Annotated in this window: 20 protein-coding genes; 10 read left to right on the forward strand and 10 right to left on the reverse strand. The window is 74.3% G+C overall.

Annotated elements, in window-relative coordinates; all coding sequences use genetic code 11:
- Window positions 1–8: 8 nt before the first annotated feature.
- From ACFYPH_RS25400 to ACFYPH_RS25420, 5 genes are all read right to left on the reverse strand, one after another.
- Window positions 9–947 (reverse strand): lysylphosphatidylglycerol synthase transmembrane domain-containing protein, encoded by a 939-nt coding sequence (locus ACFYPH_RS25400; RefSeq protein ID WP_363939998.1) that lies wholly within the window; start codon window positions 945–947, stop codon window positions 9–11.
- Between the two features lie 64 nt (window positions 948–1011).
- Entirely contained in the window at window positions 1012–1836 is an 825-nt protein-coding gene (locus tag ACFYPH_RS25405) for a class I SAM-dependent methyltransferase (RefSeq protein ID WP_363940000.1), read from the reverse strand.
- Window positions 1833–2861, reverse strand: coding sequence for a glycosyltransferase family 4 protein (locus ACFYPH_RS25410; RefSeq protein ID WP_387185390.1), 1029 nt, complete (start codon window positions 2859–2861; stop codon window positions 1833–1835). Before ACFYPH_RS25410 ends, ACFYPH_RS25405 begins: the two co-directional genes overlap by 4 nt.
- Window positions 2862–2923: 62 nt before the next feature.
- Window positions 2924–3322 (reverse strand): 6-carboxytetrahydropterin synthase, encoded by a 399-nt coding sequence (locus tag ACFYPH_RS25415; RefSeq protein ID WP_354860845.1) that lies wholly within the window; start codon window positions 3320–3322, stop codon window positions 2924–2926.
- 2 nt (window positions 3323–3324) lie between these two features.
- Window positions 3325–4308 carry an NAD(P)-binding protein gene (locus ACFYPH_RS25420; RefSeq protein ID WP_354860844.1) on the reverse strand — a complete coding sequence of 328 codons (984 nt, stop codon included), beginning with the start codon at window positions 4306–4308 and terminating at the stop codon, window positions 3325–3327.
- Window positions 4309–4401: 93 nt separating this feature from the next.
- On the opposite strand from ACFYPH_RS25420, the gene ACFYPH_RS25425 reads away from it, so the two are divergent.
- Together ACFYPH_RS25425 and ACFYPH_RS25430 are read left to right on the forward strand one after the other, a co-directional pair.
- Complete coding sequence (locus tag ACFYPH_RS25425; protein WP_387185152.1) at window positions 4402–5310, forward strand: CDP-alcohol phosphatidyltransferase family protein; 909 nt, start codon at window positions 4402–4404, stop codon at window positions 5308–5310.
- The gene (locus ACFYPH_RS25430; RefSeq protein ID WP_387185155.1) at window positions 5310–7055 is read left to right on the forward strand and encodes a sulfatase-like hydrolase/transferase; all 1746 of its coding nucleotides are present in this window, start codon (window positions 5310–5312) and stop codon (window positions 7053–7055) included. Before ACFYPH_RS25425 ends, ACFYPH_RS25430 begins: the two co-directional genes overlap by 1 nt.
- A gap of 28 nt (window positions 7056–7083) precedes the next feature.
- On the opposite strand, the gene ACFYPH_RS25435 is transcribed toward ACFYPH_RS25430, so the two are convergent.
- Window positions 7084–7677: a helix-turn-helix domain-containing protein gene (locus ACFYPH_RS25435; protein ID WP_387185158.1), complete on the reverse strand. Its 594-nt coding sequence runs from the start codon at window positions 7675–7677 to the stop codon at window positions 7084–7086.
- Window positions 7678–7751: 74 nt separating this feature from the next.
- On the opposite strand from ACFYPH_RS25435, the gene ACFYPH_RS25440 reads away from it, so the two are divergent.
- From ACFYPH_RS25440 to ACFYPH_RS25455, 4 genes are all read left to right on the forward strand, one after another.
- Window positions 7752–9314 (forward strand): bifunctional NAD(P)/FAD-dependent oxidoreductase/class I SAM-dependent methyltransferase, encoded by a 1563-nt coding sequence (locus ACFYPH_RS25440; protein WP_355137595.1) that lies wholly within the window; start codon window positions 7752–7754, stop codon window positions 9312–9314.
- 211 nt (window positions 9315–9525) lie between these two features.
- Window positions 9526–11205 carry a hypothetical protein gene (locus ACFYPH_RS25445; protein WP_387185161.1) on the forward strand — a complete coding sequence of 560 codons (1680 nt, stop codon included), beginning with the start codon at window positions 9526–9528 and terminating at the stop codon, window positions 11203–11205.
- Between the two features lie 251 nt (window positions 11206–11456).
- Window positions 11457–12233, forward strand: coding sequence for a methyltransferase domain-containing protein (locus ACFYPH_RS25450; protein ID WP_387185164.1), 777 nt, complete (start codon window positions 11457–11459; stop codon window positions 12231–12233).
- Between the two features lie 188 nt (window positions 12234–12421).
- Window positions 12422–13816, forward strand: coding sequence for a dihydrolipoyl dehydrogenase family protein (locus tag ACFYPH_RS25455; RefSeq protein WP_387185167.1), 1395 nt, complete (start codon window positions 12422–12424; stop codon window positions 13814–13816).
- Between the two features lie 7 nt (window positions 13817–13823).
- Here the strand turns inward: ACFYPH_RS25455 and ACFYPH_RS25460 are convergent, their stop codons facing one another.
- The 3 genes from ACFYPH_RS25460 to ACFYPH_RS25470 are packed head-to-tail and all read right to left on the reverse strand — an operon-like array spanning window position 13824 to window position 16521.
- Window positions 13824–14597, reverse strand: coding sequence for a nucleotidyltransferase domain-containing protein (locus tag ACFYPH_RS25460; RefSeq protein WP_387185169.1), 774 nt, complete (start codon window positions 14595–14597; stop codon window positions 13824–13826).
- A gap of 50 nt (window positions 14598–14647) precedes the next feature.
- On the reverse strand, window positions 14648–16033 hold the full coding sequence (locus ACFYPH_RS25465; protein WP_387185171.1) for a hypothetical protein: 1386 nt from the start codon (window positions 16031–16033) through the stop codon (window positions 14648–14650).
- 5 nt (window positions 16034–16038) lie between these two features.
- Entirely contained in the window at window positions 16039–16521 is a 483-nt protein-coding gene (locus tag ACFYPH_RS25470) for a hypothetical protein (protein ID WP_354860679.1), read from the reverse strand.
- Between the two features lie 101 nt (window positions 16522–16622).
- On the opposite strand from ACFYPH_RS25470, the gene ACFYPH_RS25475 reads away from it, so the two are divergent.
- Together ACFYPH_RS25475 and ACFYPH_RS25480 are read left to right on the forward strand one after the other, a co-directional pair.
- Window positions 16623–17450: a copper resistance protein CopC gene (locus tag ACFYPH_RS25475; RefSeq protein ID WP_387185174.1), complete on the forward strand. Its 828-nt coding sequence runs from the start codon at window positions 16623–16625 to the stop codon at window positions 17448–17450.
- A gap of 371 nt (window positions 17451–17821) precedes the next feature.
- Window positions 17822–20653 (forward strand): ricin-type beta-trefoil lectin domain protein, encoded by a 2832-nt coding sequence (locus tag ACFYPH_RS25480; RefSeq protein ID WP_354860675.1) that lies wholly within the window; start codon window positions 17822–17824, stop codon window positions 20651–20653.
- Between the two features lie 87 nt (window positions 20654–20740).
- Here the strand turns inward: ACFYPH_RS25480 and ACFYPH_RS25485 are convergent, their stop codons facing one another.
- Complete coding sequence (locus ACFYPH_RS25485; RefSeq protein WP_354860673.1) at window positions 20741–21127, reverse strand: DUF2267 domain-containing protein; 387 nt, start codon at window positions 21125–21127, stop codon at window positions 20741–20743.
- A gap of 179 nt (window positions 21128–21306) precedes the next feature.
- Between ACFYPH_RS25485 and ACFYPH_RS25490 the strand changes: the two genes are divergently transcribed.
- Both ACFYPH_RS25490 and ACFYPH_RS25495 read left to right on the forward strand, forming a co-directional pair.
- Window positions 21307–21639 (forward strand): nuclear transport factor 2 family protein, encoded by a 333-nt coding sequence (locus ACFYPH_RS25490; protein WP_354860672.1) that lies wholly within the window; start codon window positions 21307–21309, stop codon window positions 21637–21639.
- Window positions 21640–21891: 252 nt separating this feature from the next.
- Window positions 21892–22224 carry an STAS domain-containing protein gene (locus ACFYPH_RS25495; RefSeq protein WP_355066522.1) on the forward strand — a complete coding sequence of 111 codons (333 nt, stop codon included), beginning with the start codon at window positions 21892–21894 and terminating at the stop codon, window positions 22222–22224.
- Window positions 22225–22227: the final 3 nt, after the last annotated feature.

Consider the following 22227-nt stretch of genomic DNA (forward strand, 5'->3'; position numbering starts at 1 on the left):
ACCACCACTCAACAGCCGCCGCCGGAGGCAGCTTCCCGAGCGGTGGCGGGATTGCGGGCCCGCCGGGCGAGCAACACGGCCGCGCCGGGCAGGCTGGCCACCAGCACGAGGGCACCGTAGACGGTGGCGGTGGCGACACCTTCGGCCGCGCTGAGTCCGGCCGCGCCGAACACCCACGCGGCCACCCCCTCGCGGGGTCCGAACCCGGCGACGTTCAGGGGCAGACCCATGGCGAGCAGGGCCAGCAGCGTCAGCGGCAGCAGCCGTGTCAGCGGAGCGTCCGAACCGGCGGTCCGTGCCGCCACCAGGAAGGTGGCCAGGTGCCCGGCGACCATCACGGCGGAGGCGACCAGCACGCCGAGCCAGGTACGCCGGGCCAGCAGCCCGGACCGCACGTCCGCCACGGCGGTGCGTACGCCTCGGGCCCACCGGGACCGGCCGCCGCCGGGCAGGCGCCGCGCCAGCAGCACGACGGCCAGCCCGCCCGCGAGCAGCAGGGCGGCGGTGGCGGGCAGGTACGGCCGCACCGGCGACGGAAACGCCGCCAGGACCACCAGCGCGACACCCACCAGGACCACCTGACCGGCGGTACGCTCCCAGACCACCGCCCGGATGCCCCGGCTGACGTCGCCGGCGTCGCGGCCGTGGCGTACCGCCCGGTGCACGTCCCCGAGCACCCCGCCGGGCAGCGTGGCGTTGAGGAACACCGCCCGGTAGCAGTGCGCCACCGCGGTCGCCAGCGGCAGTCGCACGCCGAGGCCACCGGCGACGAGGCTCCACCGCCAGGCCGCGCAGACCGTGGTGAGCACGCCGATGAGCAGGGCCGCGGCCAGCGCCGGCGCGTTGATCAGCCGTACGCCGGCGAGGAACGGGCCGCCGCCCACCTGCCACAGCAGGGCGGCGAGCAGGCCCACCCCGCCGACCACTCGTGCCCAGGCCCACACCATCGACGCCGGTCCTCCCTGAAGATCGTCCACTCCCTCTAGTGCACGTACCCAGGGCGTCGACGGTTCATCCACCGGCCAGAAGGTCCAGGTGCTCGACCAGCACGCCGAGCCGGCCGGCGGCGGCGTCGGCCAGCCGGCGCTGGGCGTACGCCCCGGTCGCGCCGGCCAGTTCCGGGCGTTGCTCGCAGGCCGCGCCCAGCCAGCCGCGGAACCACTCGGCGGCCAGGTCGGCCTGCTCCGGGCCGAGCCGCCACGGGCTGGGCCGCTCCCGCACCGGCACGCCCCGCCGGGCGAACGCGGCGGCGGTGGCCTCGGCGGCGTCCGGGCCGAGCAGCCGGCGGCCGTCGACGGTACGCCGCTGATGCTCGTTGAACGCCTCCTCGACGGCGGCGTCGAGCGGGTCGGCCGGGGTGAGCCGGACCCGGCCGGTCACCGATATCGCGAACAGGGCGGGGCGGCCGGCGTCGACGCAGGCGGCCACCACCCGTTCGACCTCCTCGGCGGTCAGCATGTCCAGCAGCGCGGACGCGGTGACCAGCGCGCCGTCGGACAGGTCGGCGGCGCTCAGCCGGGTCAGGTCGCCGCAGCGGGTGTCGACGGTGACCGGCGCTCCGTCGGCGGCGGTCACCCCGGCCATGCCGTCGGCGGCCCGGGCCAGCAGGTCGGCGTCCCGGTCGTGCAGCACCCAGTGCTGCGGCCCGGTCAGCCGGGCCGCGAGCCAGCGGCTCATCGAGCCGGTGCCGCTGCCCAGGTCGTGGATCAGGATCGGGTCGTGGCCGGTCAGTCGGGGCCGGACGGCGTCCACCAGGTCCTCGGCGCGGGCCGCCGCGTCGGCCGGCTCACGCAGACGCAGCCAGTCGGCGAACGGCAGGGTCTCCTCGACGGTCATTCCGCCACCTCCTCCAGCACGGCGGCCAGGCGCGCGGTCGTCACCGGCCAGTCGGTCAGGGTGTCGCGCCGGGCGAGCGCGGCGTGCCGCAGCCGGGCCCGCAGCTCGTCGTCACCCCACCACCGGCTCAGCGCGTCGGCCAGGGCGGCCGGGTCGTCCGGCGGGACCAGCAGCCCCGGCAGGTCACCGTCGGGGGCGCGGCCCAGCGCCTCGGGCAGGCCCCCCACCTCGGTGGCCAGCACCGGCACGCCGCGGGCCAGCGCCTCGGTGACGACCATCCCGTACGTCTCGCCCCGCGACGGCAGCACCAGCAGGTCGGCGGCGGCGTACGCGGCGTCGAGCGCCGGGCCGGTCAGCGGGCCCGCCAGCCGGACCCGTTCCGACAGGCCGGCGCCGGCGAGCCGGTCGCGGAGTCGGTGCACCAGTTCGGGTTCCCGGGTCAGCGTGCCGGCGCAGACCAGCGTCCAGGGCATCTCGGCCAGCACGCACAGGGCGTCGACCAGCACGTCGTGGCCCTTGTGGCGGGTGACCGCGGCGACGCAGAGGAGTCGGTGGCCGGCTGCCGAGCCGGGGGGCGCCGGCGGTGCGGGCGTCACCCCCGGCGGCGCGACCCGGACGCGGTCGGCCGGCAACCCGTGGTGGGCCAGCAGGCGACGGCGGGTCCACTCGCTGGTGGCGACGACGGCTCGCGCGGTGGCCAGCGCCCGGCCCTCGGCCTCGTCGTCAAGCGGCATGTGCACCAGGAGGACGAGGCGCAACCGTGTCGCGTGCGGGGCGAGCAGGTCCGGCACCGTCGAGGCGATCAGGCCGTCGACGAGCACCACGGCGTCGTCCGGCGCGGTGGCGAGCAGCCGGGCCAGCGCCGCGAGCGCCGCCGGGTCGGGGTGCGGCCACGCTCCGGGCACCGAATGCTCGTGCACCACCCAACCGCGCTCGCCGAGCCCGGCGCAGACCCGCCGGTCGTACGTGTTGCCGCCGCTGGGCGCTGCCGGGTCGTCGATGTCGCCGGGCAGGACGACGTGCACCGTACGGCGGTGCGGGCCGACGACCCCGGCGGCGTGGGCCGGCGTCGGCTGGCCCGCGTCGATCACAGCGACCGCTCGTAGCTGGCCCAGGCGACGTGTGACTCGTGCAGGGTGACGGTGATGCCGGCCAGCTCACGCGCCCCGGCGCCCAGCTCACCGGCGTGCACCCGCTCGGCCAGGCGGTCGGCGACGGTACGGGCCAGCACCTCGGTGGTGGTGTTCATCCCGGCGAACGCGGGCTCGTCGTCGAGGTTGCGGTAGGACAGCTCGCCGACCACGGCGCGCAGCTGCTCGGTGGCCAGACCGATGTCGACGACGATGCCGTCGGCGTCCAGGTCGGGCCGGCGGAACGTCGCGTCCACCACGAACGTCGCCCCGTGCAGGCGCTGGGCCGGGCCGAACACCTCGCCCCGGAAACTGTGGGCGATCATCATGTGATCCCGAACGGTCACGCTGAACACGGTCACTCCCCGTCGTCGTAGCTGATGAGGTGGCAGAGCGCGGGCAGGTCACCCGTGCTCAGTTGGGCGAGTACGTCGGGCAGTTCGGTGAACCGGGACGCGCCGGTGATCAGCGCGTCGAAGGCCGGGTCGTCGAGCAGGTCCAGGGCCAGCGCCAGCCGGTCGGCGTAGCTGCGGCGGCCCCGCCGCGCGGGCGCGACCATGCCGACCTGGCTGCTGCGCACGGTGAGCCGTCGGGAGTGGAACGCCCCGCCCAGCGACACCTGCACCGGGCGGTCGCCGTACCAGCTCAGCTCGATCACCGTGCCCTCGGGCGCGAGCAGGTCCAGCGCCTGTTGCAGCCCGGCGGACGTGGCGCTGGCGTGCACGACCAGGTCCCGGTCGCCGGTCGCGTCGCCCGGCCGGGCGAACCGCACACCGAGCGCCCCGGCCACCCCGACCCGGCGCGCGTCGGTGTCGATCAGCTCGACGTCCACACCGGGGAAACGCGCCAGTAGCGCTGCGACGCAGCAGCCGACCATGCCCGCGCCGACCACGCTGACCCGGTCGCCGACCAGGGGCGCGGCGTCCCACAGGGCGTTCACGGCGGTCTCCACCGTGCCGGCGAGCACGGCGCGGGCGGGCGGCACGTCGTCCGGCACCGGCACCACTGCCGTCGCCGGCACGACGTACGCGCTCTGGTGCGGGTGCAGGCAGAACACCGTACGCCCGAGCAGCTCCGGCGGGCCCTCTTCGACCACGCCGACGCTGAGGTAGCCGTACTTCACCGGGCCGGGGAAGTCACCCTCCTGGAACGGGGCGCGCATCGCCGCGTACTGGTCGGCGGGCACCCGGCCGGCGAACACCAGCGTCTCGGTGCCCCGGCTGACCCCGGAGTAGCGGGCTCGCACCAGCACCTCGTCCGGCCCCGGGACGGGCAGCGACACGGGCCGGATCTCCGCCGCGCCGGGCTCGCGCACCCAGCAGGCGTACGCCTCGCGGATCACCCTCGCACACCTCACCTTTTGTCCCGGTCGAACCGAACGGCCCTGATTTCCGTGTTCCCTGTCGGGGTCGTCGATCATAAACACGGAGGTACGGTGCCCACAGTTCGAAGCGGTCCGGTGATCGGGCTGAGCGCGCAGTTGGTCGTGCTGGCGGCGCTGGCCGCCACCGTGGGTCTGAGCACGGCGGGCTGGCTGGCCGGGGCCGGCTACGCGGCGCTCACCTGCCTCGCGTTGAGCCGGGGCCTGCACCTGTCCGGCGCGTCGCGGCTCGGCCCCGCCGACCGGGTGACGCTGGCCCGGGCCGTCCTGGTCGGCGCGGTCACCGCGCTGGTGGTGGACTCGTTCGGCCACCCGACGCCGGTGGGGCTGCTGGTCGCGCTGAGCACGGTGGCCCTGCTGCTGGACGCGGTGGACGGTCAGGTCGCCCGGCGCACCGGCACGGTCAGCGCGCTCGGGGCCCGCTTCGACATGGAGGTCGACGCGTTCCTCATCCTGGTTCTCAGCGTGTACGTCGCCCCGGCGGCCGGGAGCTGGGTGCTGGCCATCGGCGCGATGCGGTACGTCTTCGTCGCGGCCAGCGCCGTGCTGCCCTGGCTGCGCGGCGCGTTGCCGCCGCGCTACTGGCGCAAGGTGGTGGCCGCCGCGCAGGGCGTGTTGTTGACGGTCGCCGCCGCACGGGTGCTGCCGGAGCCGTGGACCACAGTGGTCCTGGTGACGGCGTTGGCGCTGCTGGTCGAGTCGTTCGGCCGTGACGTGGCCTGGCTGTGGCGTCGCCGCCCGGCACCTCGACGGGCTGACCCGCTGCCGGTCCCCGGCCCGGCCGGCGCGGCGATCACCGCCCTGCCCGCCGCGCCGATCGCACCGCCCGCCGCGCCGGTGGCGGTGCCCCTGCTGCCGCTGGGCGGGCACCCACCCGTCGTCGTACCGCCGCTGCTGCCGGTGCCCACGCCCGCGCTGGCGGCCCGCTCGGGCGGTACGGTCCACTCCGACTGGAGGCCCTGATGACCCTTCCCGCCCGGCTACGCCGGCTGACCGGCCGGCAACGTCCGCGCCCCGCGTCGACCGGTGACGCTTCGGCGCGTACTCCCGCGGTGGCGCCCGTGCCACGCGGCCGTGCGCGGCGGGCGCTGGGGTGGGTGGGCACGGTGCTGGCGGTTCTGCTGGTGTACGCCGTCCTGGTCGGCCCGGACCGGCTCGGCGAGCTGACGCCCGGCGCGTTTGTGCGGATCCCGCTGGAGGGTCTGCTGGTCGCCGCGCTGCTGCTGGCGCTGCCGCCGCGGCCGCGGCGGGTGGTGGTGGCCGTGGTCGGGCCGCTGCTGGGCCTGCTGGCCATCGTGAAGCTCGCCGACCTGGGGTTTCGCACGGCACTCGACCGGCCGTTCGATCTGGTGCTGGACTGGCTGCTGCTGGACGACGCGTTCGGTTTCGTGCGGGACTCGGCGGGGCGGGCCGGCGCGGTCGGCGCGGTGGTCGGCGTCCTGCTGCTGGTCGGTGTGCTGCTGCTGGTGGCGACCGTGGCGTTGCGGCGGCTGGCGGCGCTGCTGGTCGGCCACGAGCGGGTGGCGACCCGGGCGGTGGCCGCGCTGACGGTGGCCTGGGTCCTCTGCGCCGTCGTCGGCGTGCGGATCGTCCCGGGCGTGCCGGTGGCCGACGCCGGGACCACCGCCCTGGTCGGCGCGCACGCCGAGCAGGTGGACGCGCGGCTGCACGACCGGGAACGGTTCACCGCCCAGATCGACGCCGACCCGTTCCAGGGTGTCCCGGGTGACCAGCTCCTGACCGGGCTGCGCGGCAAGGACGTCGTCCTCGCCTTCGTGGAGAGCTACGGGCGCGACGCCGTCGAGGACCCACAGTTGGCGCCGCAGGTCAACGCCGTGCTGGACACCGGCACCGAGCGGCTGCGCGCGGCCGGGTACGGCGCGCGCAGCGGCTTTCTCACCTCCCCCACGTTCGGCGGGGGCAGCTGGTTGGCGCACGACACGCTGCTGTCCGGTCTGTGGACGGACAACGAGCAGCGGCACCGCAGCCTGCTGGCCAGCGACCGGCTCACCCTCAACGGCGCGTTCCGCCGGGCGGGCTGGCAGACCGTCGGGGTGCTCCCGGCGGCCACCCAGCCGTGGCCGGAGCAGGGTTTCTTCTCCTACGACCGCTACTACGACGCCGAGGCGCTCGGCTACCGGGGCCCGAAGTTCAGCTACGCGCCGATGCCCGACCAGTACACGCTGTCGTTCTTCCAGCGGCGGGTCCGCGCCGGTGCGGACCGTCCGATCATGGCGGAGATCCCGCTGATCTCCAGCCACTCGCCGTGGACGGCGGTGCCCCGCATGATCGGCTGGGACGAGGTGGGCGACGGTTCGATCTACCACGCCGACGCCGGCGCGAAGGACGACGGCAATGCCGACGACCGGGACACCGGTCGGATCCGGGCCGGCTACCGGCAGGCCGTCGCCTACTCACTCCAGGCGCTGATCTCCTACGTCCAGACCTACGGTGACGACGATCTGGTGCTGGTCTTCCTCGGCGACCACCAGCCGGCCCCGGTGGTGACCGGCGAGGGCGCCAGCCGGGACGTGCCGATCACCATCGTCGCCCGGGATCCGGCGGTGCTGGACCGGGTCGCCGGTTGGGGCTGGCAGGACGGCCTGCGGCCCGGCCCGCAGGCGCCGGTGTGGCCGATGGACACCTTCCGCGACCGGTTCCTGACCACCTTCGGGCCGTCGACGTCACCCCTCGCCGCCCCGCGCTGAGCACCGGCCAGCAGGCCAGCTCGCCCGACTACCCCCGGTCCGTGGTGGCGGGGCGGGCGCGGACGTGCAGCCGCTCCCCCTGCGGCCCGAAGAGGCTGAGCGCCTCGGCGGTGCCGGGGCCGGGATTGAAGAAGAGGTGCGGGACGCGGGTGTCGAACTCGGCCACCTCCCCCGGCGTCAGGATGAGGTCGCGCTCACCGAGCAGCAGGCGCAGCCGGCCGGAGAGCACGTAGAGCCACTCGTACCCCTCGTGGACCTGTGGGGTCCGTCCCCCGGCGGACGGGTCCGGCGGGAAGATCTGCTTGAACGCCTGGAGGCCGCCCGGTCGGCGGGTCAGCGGCAGGTGCGTCACGCCGTGCCTGACGATCGGCGTGGGGCGTACGCGGGGGTCGCCGGTGGCCGGGGCGTCCACCAGCTCGTCCAGCGCCACCTGGTACGCCCGCGCCAGCGGGAGCAGCAGCTCCAGGGTGGGCCGACGGGTGCCGGACTCCAGCCGGGACAGGGTGCTCACCGAGATGCCGGTCAGCTCGGCGAGCTGGGTCAGCGTGATGCCGCGCTGGTGGCGCAGGGCACGCAGCCGGGGACCGACGGCCGCCAGCGCGGCGCTGTCCTCGTTTGCCATAACGGCAAGGATACTTGCCACTCGGGTTACGGCGACGGATGGTGGGCTCAGCCGACAAGTAGGGGGACATTCCGGTGGACGAGACATATGACGTGGTGGTGGTGGGCGGCGGCGCGGCCGGGCTCAGCGGGGCCCTGGCGCTGAGCCGGGCCCGGCGGTCGGTGCTGGTGATCGACTCCGGCGAGCCGCGTAACGCGCCGGCCGACCACGTGCACAACTACCTGGGCCGCGAGGGGACGCCGCCGGGCGAGCTGCTCGCGGCCGGACGCGCCGAGGTGGCCGGGTACGGCGGGCAGTTCCGCGCCGGCCGGGTCCAGACCACCACCCGCGACGACGACGGCTTCCGGCTCGCCCTCGACGACGGGAATTCGGTGCGGGCCCGCCGCCTGCTGGTGGCCACCGGGCTCACCGACGAGCTGCCCGACGTGCCCGGGGTGGCGCAGCGGTGGGGCCGTGACGTGCTGCACTGCCCGTACTGCCACGGCTGGGAGGCGCGGGACCGGCGGGTCGGCGTGCTGGCGACCGGGCCGATGTCCGTGCACCAGGCCGAGATGTGGCGGCAGTGGACCTCCGACGTGCTGCTCCTGCTGCACGACGCCCCGACCCCGGACGAGGAGACGGCCGAGCGGCTGGCCGCCCGGGGCATCGCGGTGGTGCCCGGCCCGGTCGCCGCGCTGGAGGTGAACGGGGACGCGCTGAACGGAGTACGGCTCGCCGACGGCCGGGTGGTGGCGCTCGACGTGGTCGTGGTCACGACCCGCACGGCGCCCCGCGCCGACCTGCTGGTGGGGCTGGGCCTGGCCCCGGAGGAGGTGACGATGGGTGGGCACGTGATCGGCACCCAGATCCCGGCCGACGCGACCGGGGCGACGACCGTGCCGGGTGTCTGGGTGGCCGGTAACGTGGCCGACCTGCGTGGCCAGGTCATCACGTCCGCCGCCGCTGGCCTCACCGCCGCGGCGGCGATCAACGCCGACCTCATCGCCGAGGACACCCGCGACGCGGTCACCGCGTACCGGCAGTTGGTGGCCACCACCTTCGAGGAGCCGGCGTGGGAGGAGCGGTATCAGGCCAAGCCGGCCGTCTGGAGTGGGCGCCCGAACCCACAATTGGTCGCCGAGGCCGCCGATCTTGCTCCGGGGCGGGCGCTGGACGTGGGCAGCGGCGAGGGCGCCGACGCGGTGTGGCTGGCCGAGCGCGGCTGGCGGGTGACCGCGGTGGACATCTCGACCACCGCGCTGACCCGGGCCGCCGAGCACGCCGAGACCGCCGGGGTAGGTGACCGGATCGAGTTCACGCACGCCGACCTGCGCGACAAGCCGCCCGCCGAGGAGGCGTACGACCTGGTGTCGGCGCAGTTCATGCACCTGCCGCCGACGCAGCGGCGGGAGTTGTTCGCCCGGCTGGCCGACGCGGTGGCCCCGGGCGGCCTGCTGCTGATCGTCGGGCACCACCCGTCGGACCTGTGGACGCCGGGGCACCGGATGCACATGCCCGACATGATGTACACCGCCGAGGACGTGGCCGCCTCGCTGGACCCGACCCGGTGGGACGTGCTCGTCACCGACACCCGCCCACGTCCCGGGCCGCACGACGTCGTCCACCACGACGCGGTCCTGCTGGCTCGCCGCCGCTGAACCGGCCGATCGTGGAGTCGTGGTGCATGACAAGAGCCGCGGATCAGGGCCTTTTGGGCACCGCGGCTCCACGATCGACCACCGTGTGGAGCGGAGGCGGGACGGGCCTTCGCACACCGGTGGGCTCGGCGGTAGCGTTGCGCCACACTCACGGCCCGCAGGGGCGGTTGACCGCCGGCCCTGACGCCCCCGATCGTACGGAGGATGGTGCATGTCCATCGGCGCTGAGCCGCTCGCAGCACGCGACGACGCGGCCTCGCGGCCAACCTTCGAGCTCGCCCTGCGCGGCTACGACAAACGCCAGGTGGACCGGCACCTGGAGCAGCTCGACGGCCAGATCGCGATGCTCAGCGGCGAGCACGGACGTTCCGCGGTGCGGGTTCGTGAGCTGACCGCCGAGGTGCAGCGGCTGCGCGCCGAGCTGTCCGAGCTGCACGAGCAGCCGGTGCAGGTGGACCGCGCCTCGTTCCAGGATCTGGGCCCGATGGTCGGCGAGATCCTGACCCTCGCCGAGAAGCAGGCCGCCCTCATCACCGAGTCGGCCAGCGACCGGGCCAACGAGCTGCGCACCGAGGCCGAGCGGATCCTCGCCGACACCCGCGAGCGGGCCGCGCAGGCACGCCAGGACCTGTCGGAGGAGCTGGCCGCGCGGCGCACTGAGCAGGAACAGGCGTACGAGGAGCGGCGCGCCGTGGCCGAGGCCGAGCTGACCGCGATCCGGGAGCGCGCCGAGCAGTTGCGCGCCGACGGCGAGGCCGCGCACGAGCGCGCCCAGCACGAGGCGAAGCGCATCACCGAACAGAGCGCGCAGCAGCTCAACCAGACCCGGGTCGCCGCCGATGCCCTCATGAAGTCGGCCCGCACCCAGATCCAGCAGGAGGTTCAGGCCGCCCGGGCCAAGAACCAGCAGGAGATGGCCCAGTGGCAGGCCGGGGTGGAGCGCGAGGTCGCCGAGCGGCGCAGCGCCGCCGAGCAGGAGATCGCCGAGTTGCAGGCCGCCGCGGAGGAGGAGCTGGCCGAGCAGCGCAGCTCCACCGAGCAGCAGATCGCCGCGCTGCTGGCCGAGGCGCAGCAGCACGTGACCGAGCTGCGTAACCGGGCCGACGAGCAGGCGGCCAGCCACCAGGAGCAGCTGACCGCGCTCCAGCAGGAGATCGAGGAGCGCCGGCAGGAGTCGGCCCAGCTGCACGCCGAGCTGGCGACCGCCCAGCAGCAGCTCGCGGAGGTACGCCAGGAGGGCGAGACCCTGGAGAACGAGCTGTCCCGCGTCCAGCAGCGGTTGGGCGAGGTGCGCCGGGACCTGACCGCCGAGGCGGCCCGGCTGGACGAGGCCCGACGGGCCGGGGATTCCGCCGAGCGGCACGCCAAGGAGGTCCGCGCCCGGGTGCAGCGCGAGGCGAAGCGGGTGGCCGACCTGGCCGCCGCCGCCGTGATGGCCGCCGCGGCCGGCGGCACGGAGACCGCCGAGTACCCGATGGTCGGCCCCCGGTCGAACCCGTCCCGTGCAGGTGTCGACCTGCTCCCCGTGGACCGGCCCGCGAGCGACCGCGCCGACGCCGACCGGACCGACGCCGACCGCGCGAACGCCGACCGGGTCGACGCCGACGACACCCGGGCCGAGGCCGAGCATGCGGAGGTCACGCACGCCGATGACACGCAGGCCGATGCTGAGCACGCCCATGCTGAGCACGCCGGTGGTGAGCACGCCGACGGCGAGCGCCCGGGTGGGGCGCCCATGCGGTACCCGGTGGAGCCGGCCGACCGGACGGCCACGTCGGGGATGCCCACCAACGACGCCGAGCGGATCTTCACGCGACCCGAGGCCCCGACGCCCGTACCGTTCCTGGCCTTCGGGCAGCCGGTCAGCGACAACGGCACCGCCCGGCACTGACCTCGCCGGTGGCTGACCCGGGCCCCGGGGGGGGGGGGGGGGGGGGGCCCCGGGGGCCGGGGGGGGGGGGGCCCCCCCCCCCCCCGCCCCCCCCCGCGGGGGGGCCCCCCCCCCCCCCGGGGGGGGCCCCCCCCCCGGGGCCCGGGTCCACGGTTCGGCGCGGCCAGGCCGGCCCGTCGACGACGGCGGCTTACACCGAATCTGCGCGCCGTGTTCGCGGTACGCCCACAATCCGGTGTTTGGATGGGCCGATGAGCCAGCTCACGAGCGCGACGCCCACCGCCGCCGACCAGATCGCGTACCTGGACACGGCAGCGGCCACTTTAGTCGGGCGCGACTACAAGAGGCGTGCCCTCGACGCCCTCGACCTGCGGCCGGGGCACGCCGTGGTGGACATCGGCTGCGGCCCGGGGACCGATCTCGGGCGGCTGGCCGACGCGGTCCAGGCCGGCGGCCGGGTCGTCGGAGTCGACCGTGACGCGCGGATGCTCGCGGAGGCCGGCCGGCGGCTGGCCGACCGGGAGACGATCGAGCTGCGCGCGGTCGACGCGCACGCGCTTCCGCTGGACGACAGCAGCATGGACCGGGCCAGGATGGACCGGGTCCTCATGCACGTCGAGGATCCCGCGACGGTGCTGACGGAGGGTCGTCGGGTGCTGCGCCCGGGCGGTGTGCTCGCGATGGCCGAGCCGGACTGGGACACCCTGGTGGTCGCGGACGAGGACGTGCGGACGAGCCGCGGCTTCGCCCGCTTCGTCGCGGGGCGGGTGCGGAACCCGACGATCGGGCGGGAGCTGGTCCGGCTGTCGGTGCAGGTGGGCCTGCGGGTGAGATCGGTCGAGGCGGTCGCCGTCGTCTTCCGGGACTTCGACACCGCGGACCGGATTCTGGGGCTGCGGCGCAATTCGGCCCGCGCCGTGGCGGCCGGCGAGCTCACCGACGCGGACGTTCAGCCGTGGCTGCGGCGTCTCACCGACGGTCCCCTGCTGGCGGGTTTCACCCTGTACCTGGTCACGGCCGAAGCCTGACGCCGCGCGGCGGGCCGGTCCCGACTCGGCGTCGCCCCCGTCGTCGGGCGCGACGTACCCGGGGCGATTCTGCACCGAACCTTCCCGAACGTCCCGTCGCTGCTGGCAGGCTGGGTTGGCCGACGCGCACCGAGGGCCGCCGGCCCGACCGGCGACCCGACAGCGCCTCGCGGCCGAGAGGAGCGCCCGTGACCGACCAACCGGAGGACTTCGACCTGCTCGTCGTGGGCGGCGGCAAGGCCGGCAAGACGCTGAGCATGGACGTTGCCCGGTCCGGCCGTCGGGTGGCGATGGTGGAGCGCGGCATGATCGGCGGTAGCTGCATCAACGTCGCGTGCATCCCCACGAAGGCGCTGGTGACGAGCGCGCGGGCGGCCCGCCAGCTGCGCCACGCCGCCGCGCTCGGCGTCGTGGTCGAGGGCGGCCGGGTCGACGTGGACCTGCTGCGGGCGCACAAGCAGGACGTCGTCGATCAGATGGTCGCCGCCAACCGGCAGCAGTTCCTCGACTCGGGTCTGCACCTGGTGATCGGTCAGGCCCGGCTCGTGGCCACGCGGACCGTGCGGGTGTCACTGGCCGACGGCAGGGAGCGACTGCTGCGCGGCGACGACGTGGTCATCAACACGGGCACCCGGCCGTACCTGCCGTCCGTACCCGGGATGGCCGAGGCCGGAGTGCTGACCAGCGACGATCTGCTGCGCCTGAACCGGTTGCCGGCACGACTGGTGGTGCTCGGCGGCGGCACCGTCGGGGTGGAGTTCGCGCAGATGTTCGCGTCGTTCGGCAGCGCGGTGACGGTGATCGAGGGCGGTCCGCAGCTGCTGACCCGTGAGGACCCCGACATCGGCGACGCGATGATGCGGGTCTTCCTCGACGACGGCATCGACGTACGCGTCGGGGTGACGGTCGCCCGGGTCGACCGCGACGCCGACGGTACGGTCCGGATCACGCTCGACGACGGCAGCGTGGTGACCGGCGACGACGTGCTCGTGGCGGCCGGCCGGGCGCCGGTCACCGACGGGCTCGGGCTGGACGCGGCCGGTGTCCGACTCGACGACCGTGGCTTCGTGCTTGTCGACGAGTACCTGCGCACCAGCGCCGAGCGGACATGGGCCGCCGGGGACGTCGCGGGCAGCCCGCAGTTCACCCACGCCTCGCTCGACGACTATCGGATCATCCGGGCGAACCTGGCCGGTGAGCAGCGCAGTACGGCGGGCCGGCTCATCCCGTACACCGTCTTCACCACCCCGGAGCTGGCGCGGGTCGGTCTCGGCGAGAGCGACGCGCGCCGCGCCGGGTACGACGTCCAGGTGGCCCAGCTGCCCGTCGCCGCGATCCCCCGGGCCCGCACCCTGCGCCAGACGCAGGGCATGTGGAAGGCGGTGATCGACGCCCGCACCGACCAGATCCTGGGCGCGGCGCTGCTCGGCGCGGAAGCGGGCGAGGTGATCACCTCGGTGCAGTTGGCCATGCTCGCCGGCATGCCGTGGACCGCGCTGCGGGACGCGATCATCACGCATCCGACCATGGCCGAGGGCCTCAACCTGCTCTTCGCGTCGCTGAAGTCCCGCCCGGTGCGCTGACCCGGCGTCAGCGGTGGGCGGCGACCTCGGCGCGTACCCGCTCCTGGAAGGCACGCGCCTGGGCGCCCGTGGGCGGTGGCCCACCGTGCCGCGCGGCGATCGCCCGGCGGATCACCTCGGCCGGGTCGCCGGTGTCGACGAGACGCCGGCCGGCGGCCACCTTGGACAGCCACTCACCGTCGCGGTGGCGCACCAGCGAGCGGCAGGCGCCGAGCACCGCGTCCTCCGCGCCGGGCGCGGGCCGGTCGCCCGGTGGCGTCGGCAGGGCTAGCCACCAGGTCAGCGCCTCGATCAGCAGGCGGCTCAGGTCGGCCGGGGTGAGGTCGCCGAAGACCTCCGCCGCCGGCGGCCCGAGCAGCGCCACCCCGCTCTGGTGCAGGATGCTGCGGTCCAGCCCGTACCAGAAGCGGCCGTCGGCGCTCGGGCGGTCCGCCGGGTCGAGGGTGCGGCGGAACGGCATCGCGGGCCCGGTGTTCAGCTCGACCTCGAAGCCGGGCTCGGGGCTGCCGGCCGCGGCCACGGCCCGCTGGTACACGACCAGTTCCAGCCCGCGCGCCGGGCAGGGCAGCGCCTCGTGGCGCAGCCGTGCCACCAACGTCCGCTTGACGGCCTCGGTCAGCGCACCGGCGCAGACCAGCGCCACGTCCACGTCGCTCCGGCCGGCCTGGTACGCGCCGAGCCCCACCGAACCGGCCGCGTACGCGCCGACGAGATCGCCGCCGAGCACGTCCCGGGCGGTGTCCACGAGGTCGTCGAGGTAGCGCCGAAGTTCGGAGTCCACGCCCCATCCTCACCCGTGGACGCGGGCACGTCGGCACCGGGCCGGCGGCCCTAACCGGCGTAGAGCAGCAGCAGGCCGGCGACGGTGTACGCGACCATCAGCGCGAGCAGCGGGAGCTGACCGGCCACCGCCCGCGCCCGGGGAAACAGGTACAGGGCACGGTCGTGGGCGAGCAGCGTGCCGAGCAGGTGCCCGACGATGATGACGGTGATCTGGAGGTTGGCCACCCCGGACGGGGTGACCAGCCCGGTGTGCGGCTGCCAGCCCGCCGTGCCGAACCAGTCCGCCCCGGTGTCGCGGGGGTCGGACAGCAGGGCGACGGTGCGCTGACCCTCCAGGATCAGCAGCGAGTAGTAGTGCGCCACCACGTAGCCCACCGCGATCGGCACGATCGAGTGCGCGAGTTCGCTCGGCACCCGCGGCGACTCCGCGCCACCCGCCGGAACCGCATCGTCGGCCGGCTCCGCGGCGCTTGGCGGTTTGGCACGGCCGACGCGGGCGGCGGCGCCGGTGGCGAGGAGGTACGCCACGGCGACGACGCCGATGACCACGATCAGTCCGGCGCTGCCGGTGACCGCCGGGGGCAGGCCGTTCTCCTGGGAGAAGCGCAGCCACGCCGGCGCGTTGGAGAGGCTGTCGAACATGGTCGAGCCGAGCAGCACGATCACCACGGCGACGAGCCCGGGACGGGGCCGCAGCCCGGCGATCCCGTCAAGCGGGTTGCGCCACACCAGCACGCCGTCGGCGGCCCTGCCGATCGGGGCGAGCTGGCCGACGAGCGCGCTGTAGACCTCGAACGGGTCGGCCCGGTCGAACCAGCCCGCGCCGAACAGCGCGGCGCCGCCCAGCATGACCACGGCGTACCCGGCCAGCCACGCGGTGATGACCGGCAGGGTGGCCCGGTCCGGCGCGACCAGCTCCAGCCAGACGAACCCGAACAGGGTGAGCGCGGCCGGCCAGAGGCCCAGGCCGGCGGGCAGCTCCCGGACGCCGCGCGCCGGCTCGCGCCGCGCCGCCAGGGCGACGAGCAGGTGCACGGTACGCAGCGGGTTGACCGCCCGCCAGACCGGACCGAACAGGAGCGAGACGGGTACCAGCCCGACCCAGAGGAGCACGTAGAGCGCGCCGGCCGTCGGATTGTCCGGGGTGTCCGGCCCGCCGAGCAGGCCCACGCAGAACCAGCCGGCGGCGAGCAGTCCCAGTCCGCGCAGCGCCCACCGGAACGCGGGGGCGTCGACGAGGCCGGCCAGCCGGTCGGGTACCGGTCGGCCACCGGCGGCGTCCCGGTCGAGGCGTGGCTCGCGCCAGAGCAGGCCCAGGGCGAGGAACGTGACGACCAGGGTCAGGGCGGCGGCGACGACGAGTTCGGGCAGTGTGATCGGCAGGTCCTGGCGGCCGCCGACGCCGTGCGCCAGCAGCGCGGGAGCGGCGGACATCCCGCTCAGCGGACGACGAGCTGGAACAGCACCAGCTCGGTCTCGTGCGTCTCCACCTCGAACAGCCCGGTCTTCTCGGCCCGGAACTCCACCGAGCCGGGCGTGCCGGCTGGCAGTCGGGCGCCCAGGTCGTAGCCGTGCACGTGCAGTTCGTCGTCCGCGTCCGAGGTGACAGTGATCCGGACGAGTTGGCCCTTGGCCACGGTCACCCGGCCGGTGGGCGGGCTGATCCGTCGTTTGGCGATGGTCACGGTGATCTCCCGGTCGACCGCGGGCGTGCTGGCGGTGGCGGCGGGAGTGGGACTGTCCGCCGAGGCCGGCGCGGAGGCGGTCGGTGCGGCGGCCGACGTGGCCGGCGTCGAGGGGGCGGCCCCGGACGGGTCGTCGTCCTGCCCGCAGCCGGCGGTGAGCAGGGCGCTGAGCAGACCGGTGACGAGGAGGGTGGTGGGGACGGCGGCGCGGCGGGCACCGGGGGCGCGGACGAGCACGGGCGGACTCCGAACGACGCGGGGGGCGGGGTGTCGAGCTGATCGTCGGAGGGTGAACTCTACGTCTTGTTTGGCGGTGGGGAAATGACCATGATGAACGAATGCGATCGAGGCTGGTCACTGTCTGTCACGTTGTGTGCCGCACCGTCGCGGTGCTGGCGGCGCTGCTGGTGGTGTCGCTGGCGCTGCCCGCCGCCCCGGCGTCGGCGCACGGGCAGTTGGCGACCTCCACGCCGCTGACCGGCACCGTCGTCCGCAAGCCCCTGGCCCAGGTCGGGTTGTACTTCACCGAGAAGCCGGCCGCCAACGCGCACTTCACCCTCACCGGCCCGAACGGGTCACGGGTGGACAGCGGCTGGTCGTACGGCGAGCCGAAGCGGCTGGACAAGCCGGTCCAGGAGTACTTCATGGTCAACGGCGTCTTCGAGCCGCGGCTGTACCACACCGGCTTCCCCGCCATGGTGACCGTCGCCCACTGGCCGGCGAAGGGCCGCTACACCGCCAGCTACCTCACGGTCGCCTCGGACGGCGAAGCGGTGCGGGGCACCGTCACCTTCGACTACCAGGGCCCGAGCACAGCCGCCCCGGCCGGCTGGACGGCACCGACGAACGGTCCCGAGCCCGCCCTCCTCGCCCAGGCCGAGGGCACCCCCTCGGCCTCCGCCGTGCCGGCGGCGACACTCCCTGCGGACGCCACCCCCGCGGCCGCGCCACCGGCGTCCCCACCGGAGGGAGGGCTTCCGCCCTGGCTGGCGCCCGCCGCCGTCGTGGTGGTCGTCGGCACGATCATCGTGGTGGCGGCCCGCCGCCGGCCGGCGCCGTCCGGCGGCACCACCCGCCCGCGCGGCGCAGCGCCTCGGCCACGGGGCGCGGCCTCGCGTCCGCGCGGTGGAACGGACCGCCGGCCCGCTCGTCGCGGCCGCCGCTGAGGCGCACCGACGTGACGCCCCGGGCCGGGGCGCGGTCCGCCTTCTGCCCAGCAACGACCATCGGCGGCCGGGTGTACCGCCCGGAGCACCCACCCCCTGGCCGGGACCTGAAACGCCGTACGGCGCTGGCGCATTTCCGACATCCAGGGACCAGTGCCGCGATCTTTCGCACGAACATCGGGAACTTTTGATGTATCGATGCAAAGGCATGGACAGCCCTATCGAAACCCCTTAATGTCTCGACCCATCAACCCGGTGTTTCCGGAGCGTCACTCGTCGGCGTCGAGGACGTTACGGACCGGGCCGGCGGCCACCGCCTCACCATCTCTGCACGCCGGCCGTCGGTCATTCCTATCCTCTGTGGAGGAACGATGGGCACACCGCTGCTGCGCCGATTCCGCAGTCCCGTCCTGGGCGCGCTCGCGCTCGTCCTCGCGGTCGGCTTCTGGGCCGACCCGGCCGACGCCGCCCCCGAGCAGGAACCGGGCGTCACTCTGCGCGTCTACGACGTCCAGGTGCCGCTCTCCGAAATCTGCACGCTCAAGCCCGCGCAGACCCCGAACGTGGACAAGCTGATGTCCACGATCAACTGGACGTCGCCGGCCGACTTCGGCTTCGACGACAACTTCGTCTCGCAGGTGCTCGGCAACATCACGATCACCCAGGCCGGGAGCTACACCTTCCGGCTCAGCAGCGACGACGGGTCCAAGCTGACGATCGACAACACCATCGTGATCAACCACGACGGCCTGCACGGCGCCACCCCACCCAAGGAGGGCGCCGTCACCCTCGCCGCCGGGCTGCACCCACTGCGCATCGACCACTTCGAGCGCGCCGGTGGCCAGCAGATCACGCTGGAGTGGCGGACGCCCGGCTCGTCGTCCTTCGTGGTCGTACCGACCTCGGCGCTGAGCACCGACGCCGGAGTCGTACGGGTGACCGCACCGGGGCGCAAGGAGTGCGAGGGCGTCACCGACTCCCCTGGCGACGGGTTGCCGCTCACCGGCGTGCACCCCGGCTACACGCTCACGAACCTGCGACCCTCGGGCTTCCAGCCGAAGGTCACCGGGATGGACTGGCTGGCCGACGGCCGGCTGGTCATCAGCACCTGGGGTGGCAGCGACCAGTCCGGCACCTCCCAGGACGGCGAGGTGTACATCATGGGCAACACCGGCGGCGCGACCGGTCCCGGGTCGGTGACCACCAAGAAGATCGCCGGCGGCCTCAAGGAGCCGATGGGGCTCAAGGTCGTCGACGGCGTGGTCTACGTGTCGGAGAAGCAGCGGCTCACCCGGCTCGTGGACACCACCGGAGACGAGGTGGCCGACCGCCTCGACACCGTCGCCACCTGGCCGTACGGCGGCAAGTTCCACGAGTTCGCGTTCGGTCTGCTCTACCAGGACGGTTCCTTCTACGTGAACCTGTCGGTGTCGATCGACTACGGCGGCGCGACCACGGTGCCGCAGCCCGCCGCCAACCGGGGAACCACCATCAAGGTCAACAAGGACACCGGCGCGGTCAGCTACATCGCCGGCGGCCTGCGGACGCCGCACGGCATCGGCTGGGGCCCGGAGGGCGGCATCTTCGTCACCGACAACCAGGGCGGCTGGCTGCCGTCGTCGAAGCTGGTGCACATCAAGCAGGGTCGCTTCTTCAACCACTACATGACCCCGGCGGGCCCGTTCGACGCCAACCCGGTCACCCCGCCGGTGCTCTGGATGCCGCAGAACGAGATCGCCAACTCCCCCAGCACGCCGCTCTACCTCACCACCGGGCGCTACGCCGGGCAGTTCGTGATCGGTGACGTCACCTACGGCGGCCTCCAGCGCGCGTCGGTGGAGAAGGTCAACGGCGAGTACCAGGGTGCGCTGTTCCGGCTCACCCAGGGTCTGGAGGCGGGCGTCTCCGAGGTCAACCTCGGTCCGGACGGCGCGATCTACGTCGGCGGGCTCGGCGCGGGCGGCAACTGGGGGCAGACCGGCAAGCTGACGTACGGGTTGCAGAAGCTCACCCCGAACAGCACCAGCACCTTCGAGATGCTGGCCATGCGGGCCACCACCGCCGGTTTCGAGGTGGAGTACACCCAGCCGGTCTCGGCGGAGACCGCCGCCAACCTGGCCGCCCACTACAAGGTCAAGCAGTGGCGGTACGAGCCGACGTCCAACTACGGCGGCCCGAAGATCGACGAGGAGACGTTGACCGTCAGCGGGGCCACCCTCTCGGCGGACGGCAGGAAGGTCAGCCTGACCGTCGACGGCCGCAAGGCCGGCCGGGTGGTCTACCTGCGGTCACCGCGCCCGTTCACCTCGACCAGCGGGCAGTCGTTGTGGAGCACCGAGGCGTGGTACACGCTCAACGCCATCCCGGGCGTCACCCCGCCGAGCGGCGGGACCAACCTGGCGCTCAACAAGCCGGCCACCGCGGACAGCTCCTGCTCGACGACCGAGGGGCCGGCCAAGGCCGTCAACGGCAGCGTCACCGGCGGAAACAGCGACAAGTGGTGCTCGAAGGGCACGTCGAAGTACCTCCAGGTGGACCTGGGGGGCAGCTACGCGGTGAACCGGGTGGTGGTCAAGCATGCCGGCGCCGGTGGTGAGGACACCGCCTGGAACACCCGGGACTTCACGATCGCGTCCAGCCCCGACGGCACGAGCTGGACCACCCGGGCCACGGTGACCGGCAACACGGCGAGCACCACGACGCACGACCTCACCGCGCCCGGTGCCCGTTACGTCCGGTTGGCCGTCACCGCGCCGACCAGCACCAGCGACACCGCGGCGCGCATCTACGAGTTGGAGGTGTACGGCAGCGCCGCCAGCGGCGCGGGCAGCATCACCGGCATCGGCGGCAAGTGCCTGGACGTGGACAACGCCGGTACCGCCGACGGCACCAAGGTGCAGTTGTGGACCTGCAACGGCACGGGCGCGCAGTCGTGGAGCCGGTCCGGCGACACGTACCGGGCGCTGGGCAAGTGCCTCGACGTGGACAACGCCGGCACCGCCGACGGCACCAAGGTGCAGTTGTGGACCTGCAACGGCACCGGCTCGCAGGTGTGGCAACCGCAGTCCGACGGGTCGATCCGCAACCCGCAGTCGGGCAAGGTGTTGCAGGCCGCCGGGGGCGGCACCGCCGACGGCACCCAGATCCAGATCGGCACGTACGTCGGTGGCGCACACCAGAAGTGGGTGGTCACCGCCGGCTGACACCCGTCGGGGCGCGGTCTGGCCGGCCGGTCAGACCGCGCTCCGCGCCGACCGTCGGTCGGCCAGCCCGACGGGACACGGCTTCGGTCAGGGACCCTGCGGCAGGGGTTGGGCCAGTGCGCGCAGGTCCGCCGGGAGTTGGGACAGGGCGTCGGAGAACTCGCGGTGCCCGACCACCCGGTGCATGGTCTGCAGAACCGCCCGTACGCCCCGTTCGGCCCCGGGCCGGTCGGTCCCGGCGCGGTCGGCCACGCGGCGCAGGAACTCGTCGTACCCGAACGCTTCCGGCGGCTCGGCGGCCTTGACCAACAGTGGGCTCAGCTCGACGGCCAGGTGGGGAGCGAGCGCGGCGGCCTCGCCGCCGCTGAGGCGCTCGGTGAGCGTCCGCAGCACGGCCTCGGTCAGCGGGCGTGCCTGCGCGGGCGGGATGCCCGCCCGCGCCGCGACCTTGTCGACGAATCCCAGATCGGCCATGGTCCCGCCCTTTCCGTTGCCGAGACGCGTGGCTACCCCGGCCCACCGGCGGCAAACCCGGGCGCGACGAGGTCGCTTCTGTCGGTTGCCCCGCGCCCGGCCAGCCCCGTCTCGTACGGTGAGATCGGACCGGGTTCACGCCGGCCGCCCGGCGGCGGCCCGTGCCGCAGGAGGAGCAGATGGCGGTCGACCTGCCCGACGTGATCGACAGGTACTTCCGGGCCGTCCGCGACGGCGACCTCGACGCCTTGGTCGCCTGCTTCGCGGACACCGCGAGCGTGGCCGACGAGGACCGGTTGTACGAGGACCGGCCGTCGATCCGCTCCTGGGCGCAGCGGACGATGGCGGCCTCCTCGTACACCGCCGAACCGCTGCGGGTGACGCCCCAGGCGGGCGACTCGTACCTGGTCATCGCACGGGTGTCGGGCGAGTTTCCGGGCAGCCCGATCGAGCTGCGGTACCGGTTCACCCTGCGCGACGACCTGATCGGCGCCCTGGACATCCGCCCGTAGCGACCACGCGAGTCGCCCGCCAGGAGAGACGTCGTGCCACGGGTCCGTCGCGTTCGAGGCGACGCCCTGACCTCATCGAAGGGCGAATCGCCGACCCGCGCCCGACGCTCCGCGTCCCGTCGTCGGGCCTCGGAAGCGGACCGGAACGGCTTATGGTGATCACCCGCCGAACGGACGACGTGGTCGGTCGGCCGACGGATGACATGATGTGCCGACAACAGCTGACGCTACGAGGAAGGGTGCTGCTGTCTGATGGCGCACTTCGAGGCCCGCACGTCCACGACACCCGGGCGGATCGTGGTCACGTTGACGGGTGAGTGTGACCTGGCCGCCCAGGCTGAGCTGACGGCCGTGCTGTCCGCGGCGGTACGCGCCGCGCCGGTGGTGGTGGTCGACGTCGGCGAGCTGCGGTTCCTCGACTCCACCGGCCTGCACGGCCTGGTGACCGCCCATCAGGAGGCACGCGCGAACGGCCGACATCTGTACGCCGTGAACGCCGCCGGCCCGGTCGCGACAGTCCTCGACATCACCGGCATCGGCAACCTGCTGCGCCCACCCGCCGACGACTCGCGGCTGGCGGGCTGATGG

The organism is Micromonospora sp. NPDC005252 (genome assembly GCF_042872475.1).
GTDB lineage: Bacteria > Actinomycetota > Actinomycetes > Mycobacteriales > Micromonosporaceae > Micromonospora.

What these genes read in the sequence shown, in the direction of transcription:
- ACFYPH_RS25485 (WP_354860673.1), bottom strand. Translation starts at nt 21,127, where the DNA reads ATGGCCGATCTGGGATTCGTCGACAAGGTCGCGGCGCGGGCGGGCATC.
- ACFYPH_RS25450 (WP_387185164.1), top strand. Translation starts at nt 11,457, where the DNA reads ATGAGCCAGCTCACGAGCGCGACGCCCACCGCCGCCGACCAGATCGCG.
- ACFYPH_RS25480 (WP_354860675.1), top strand. Translation starts at nt 17,822, where the DNA reads ATGGGCACACCGCTGCTGCGCCGATTCCGCAGTCCCGTCCTGGGCGCG.
- ACFYPH_RS25495 (WP_355066522.1), top strand. Translation starts at nt 21,892, where the DNA reads ATGGCGCACTTCGAGGCCCGCACGTCCACGACACCCGGGCGGATCGTG.
- ACFYPH_RS25445 (WP_387185161.1), top strand. Translation starts at nt 9,526, where the DNA reads ATGTCCATCGGCGCTGAGCCGCTCGCAGCACGCGACGACGCGGCCTCG.
- ACFYPH_RS25490 (WP_354860672.1), top strand. Translation starts at nt 21,307, where the DNA reads ATGGCGGTCGACCTGCCCGACGTGATCGACAGGTACTTCCGGGCCGTC.
- ACFYPH_RS25475 (WP_387185174.1), top strand. Translation starts at nt 16,623, where the DNA reads ATGCGATCGAGGCTGGTCACTGTCTGTCACGTTGTGTGCCGCACCGTC.
- ACFYPH_RS25400 (WP_363939998.1), bottom strand. Translation starts at nt 947, where the DNA reads ATGGTGTGGGCCTGGGCACGAGTGGTCGGCGGGGTGGGCCTGCTCGCC.
- ACFYPH_RS25405 (WP_363940000.1), bottom strand. Translation starts at nt 1,836, where the DNA reads ATGACCGTCGAGGAGACCCTGCCGTTCGCCGACTGGCTGCGTCTGCGT.
- ACFYPH_RS25465 (WP_387185171.1), bottom strand. Translation starts at nt 16,033, where the DNA reads ATGTCCGCCGCTCCCGCGCTGCTGGCGCACGGCGTCGGCGGCCGCCAG.
- ACFYPH_RS25435 (WP_387185158.1), bottom strand. Translation starts at nt 7,677, where the DNA reads ATGGCAAACGAGGACAGCGCCGCGCTGGCGGCCGTCGGTCCCCGGCTG.
- ACFYPH_RS25430 (WP_387185155.1), top strand. Translation starts at nt 5,310, where the DNA reads ATGACCCTTCCCGCCCGGCTACGCCGGCTGACCGGCCGGCAACGTCCG.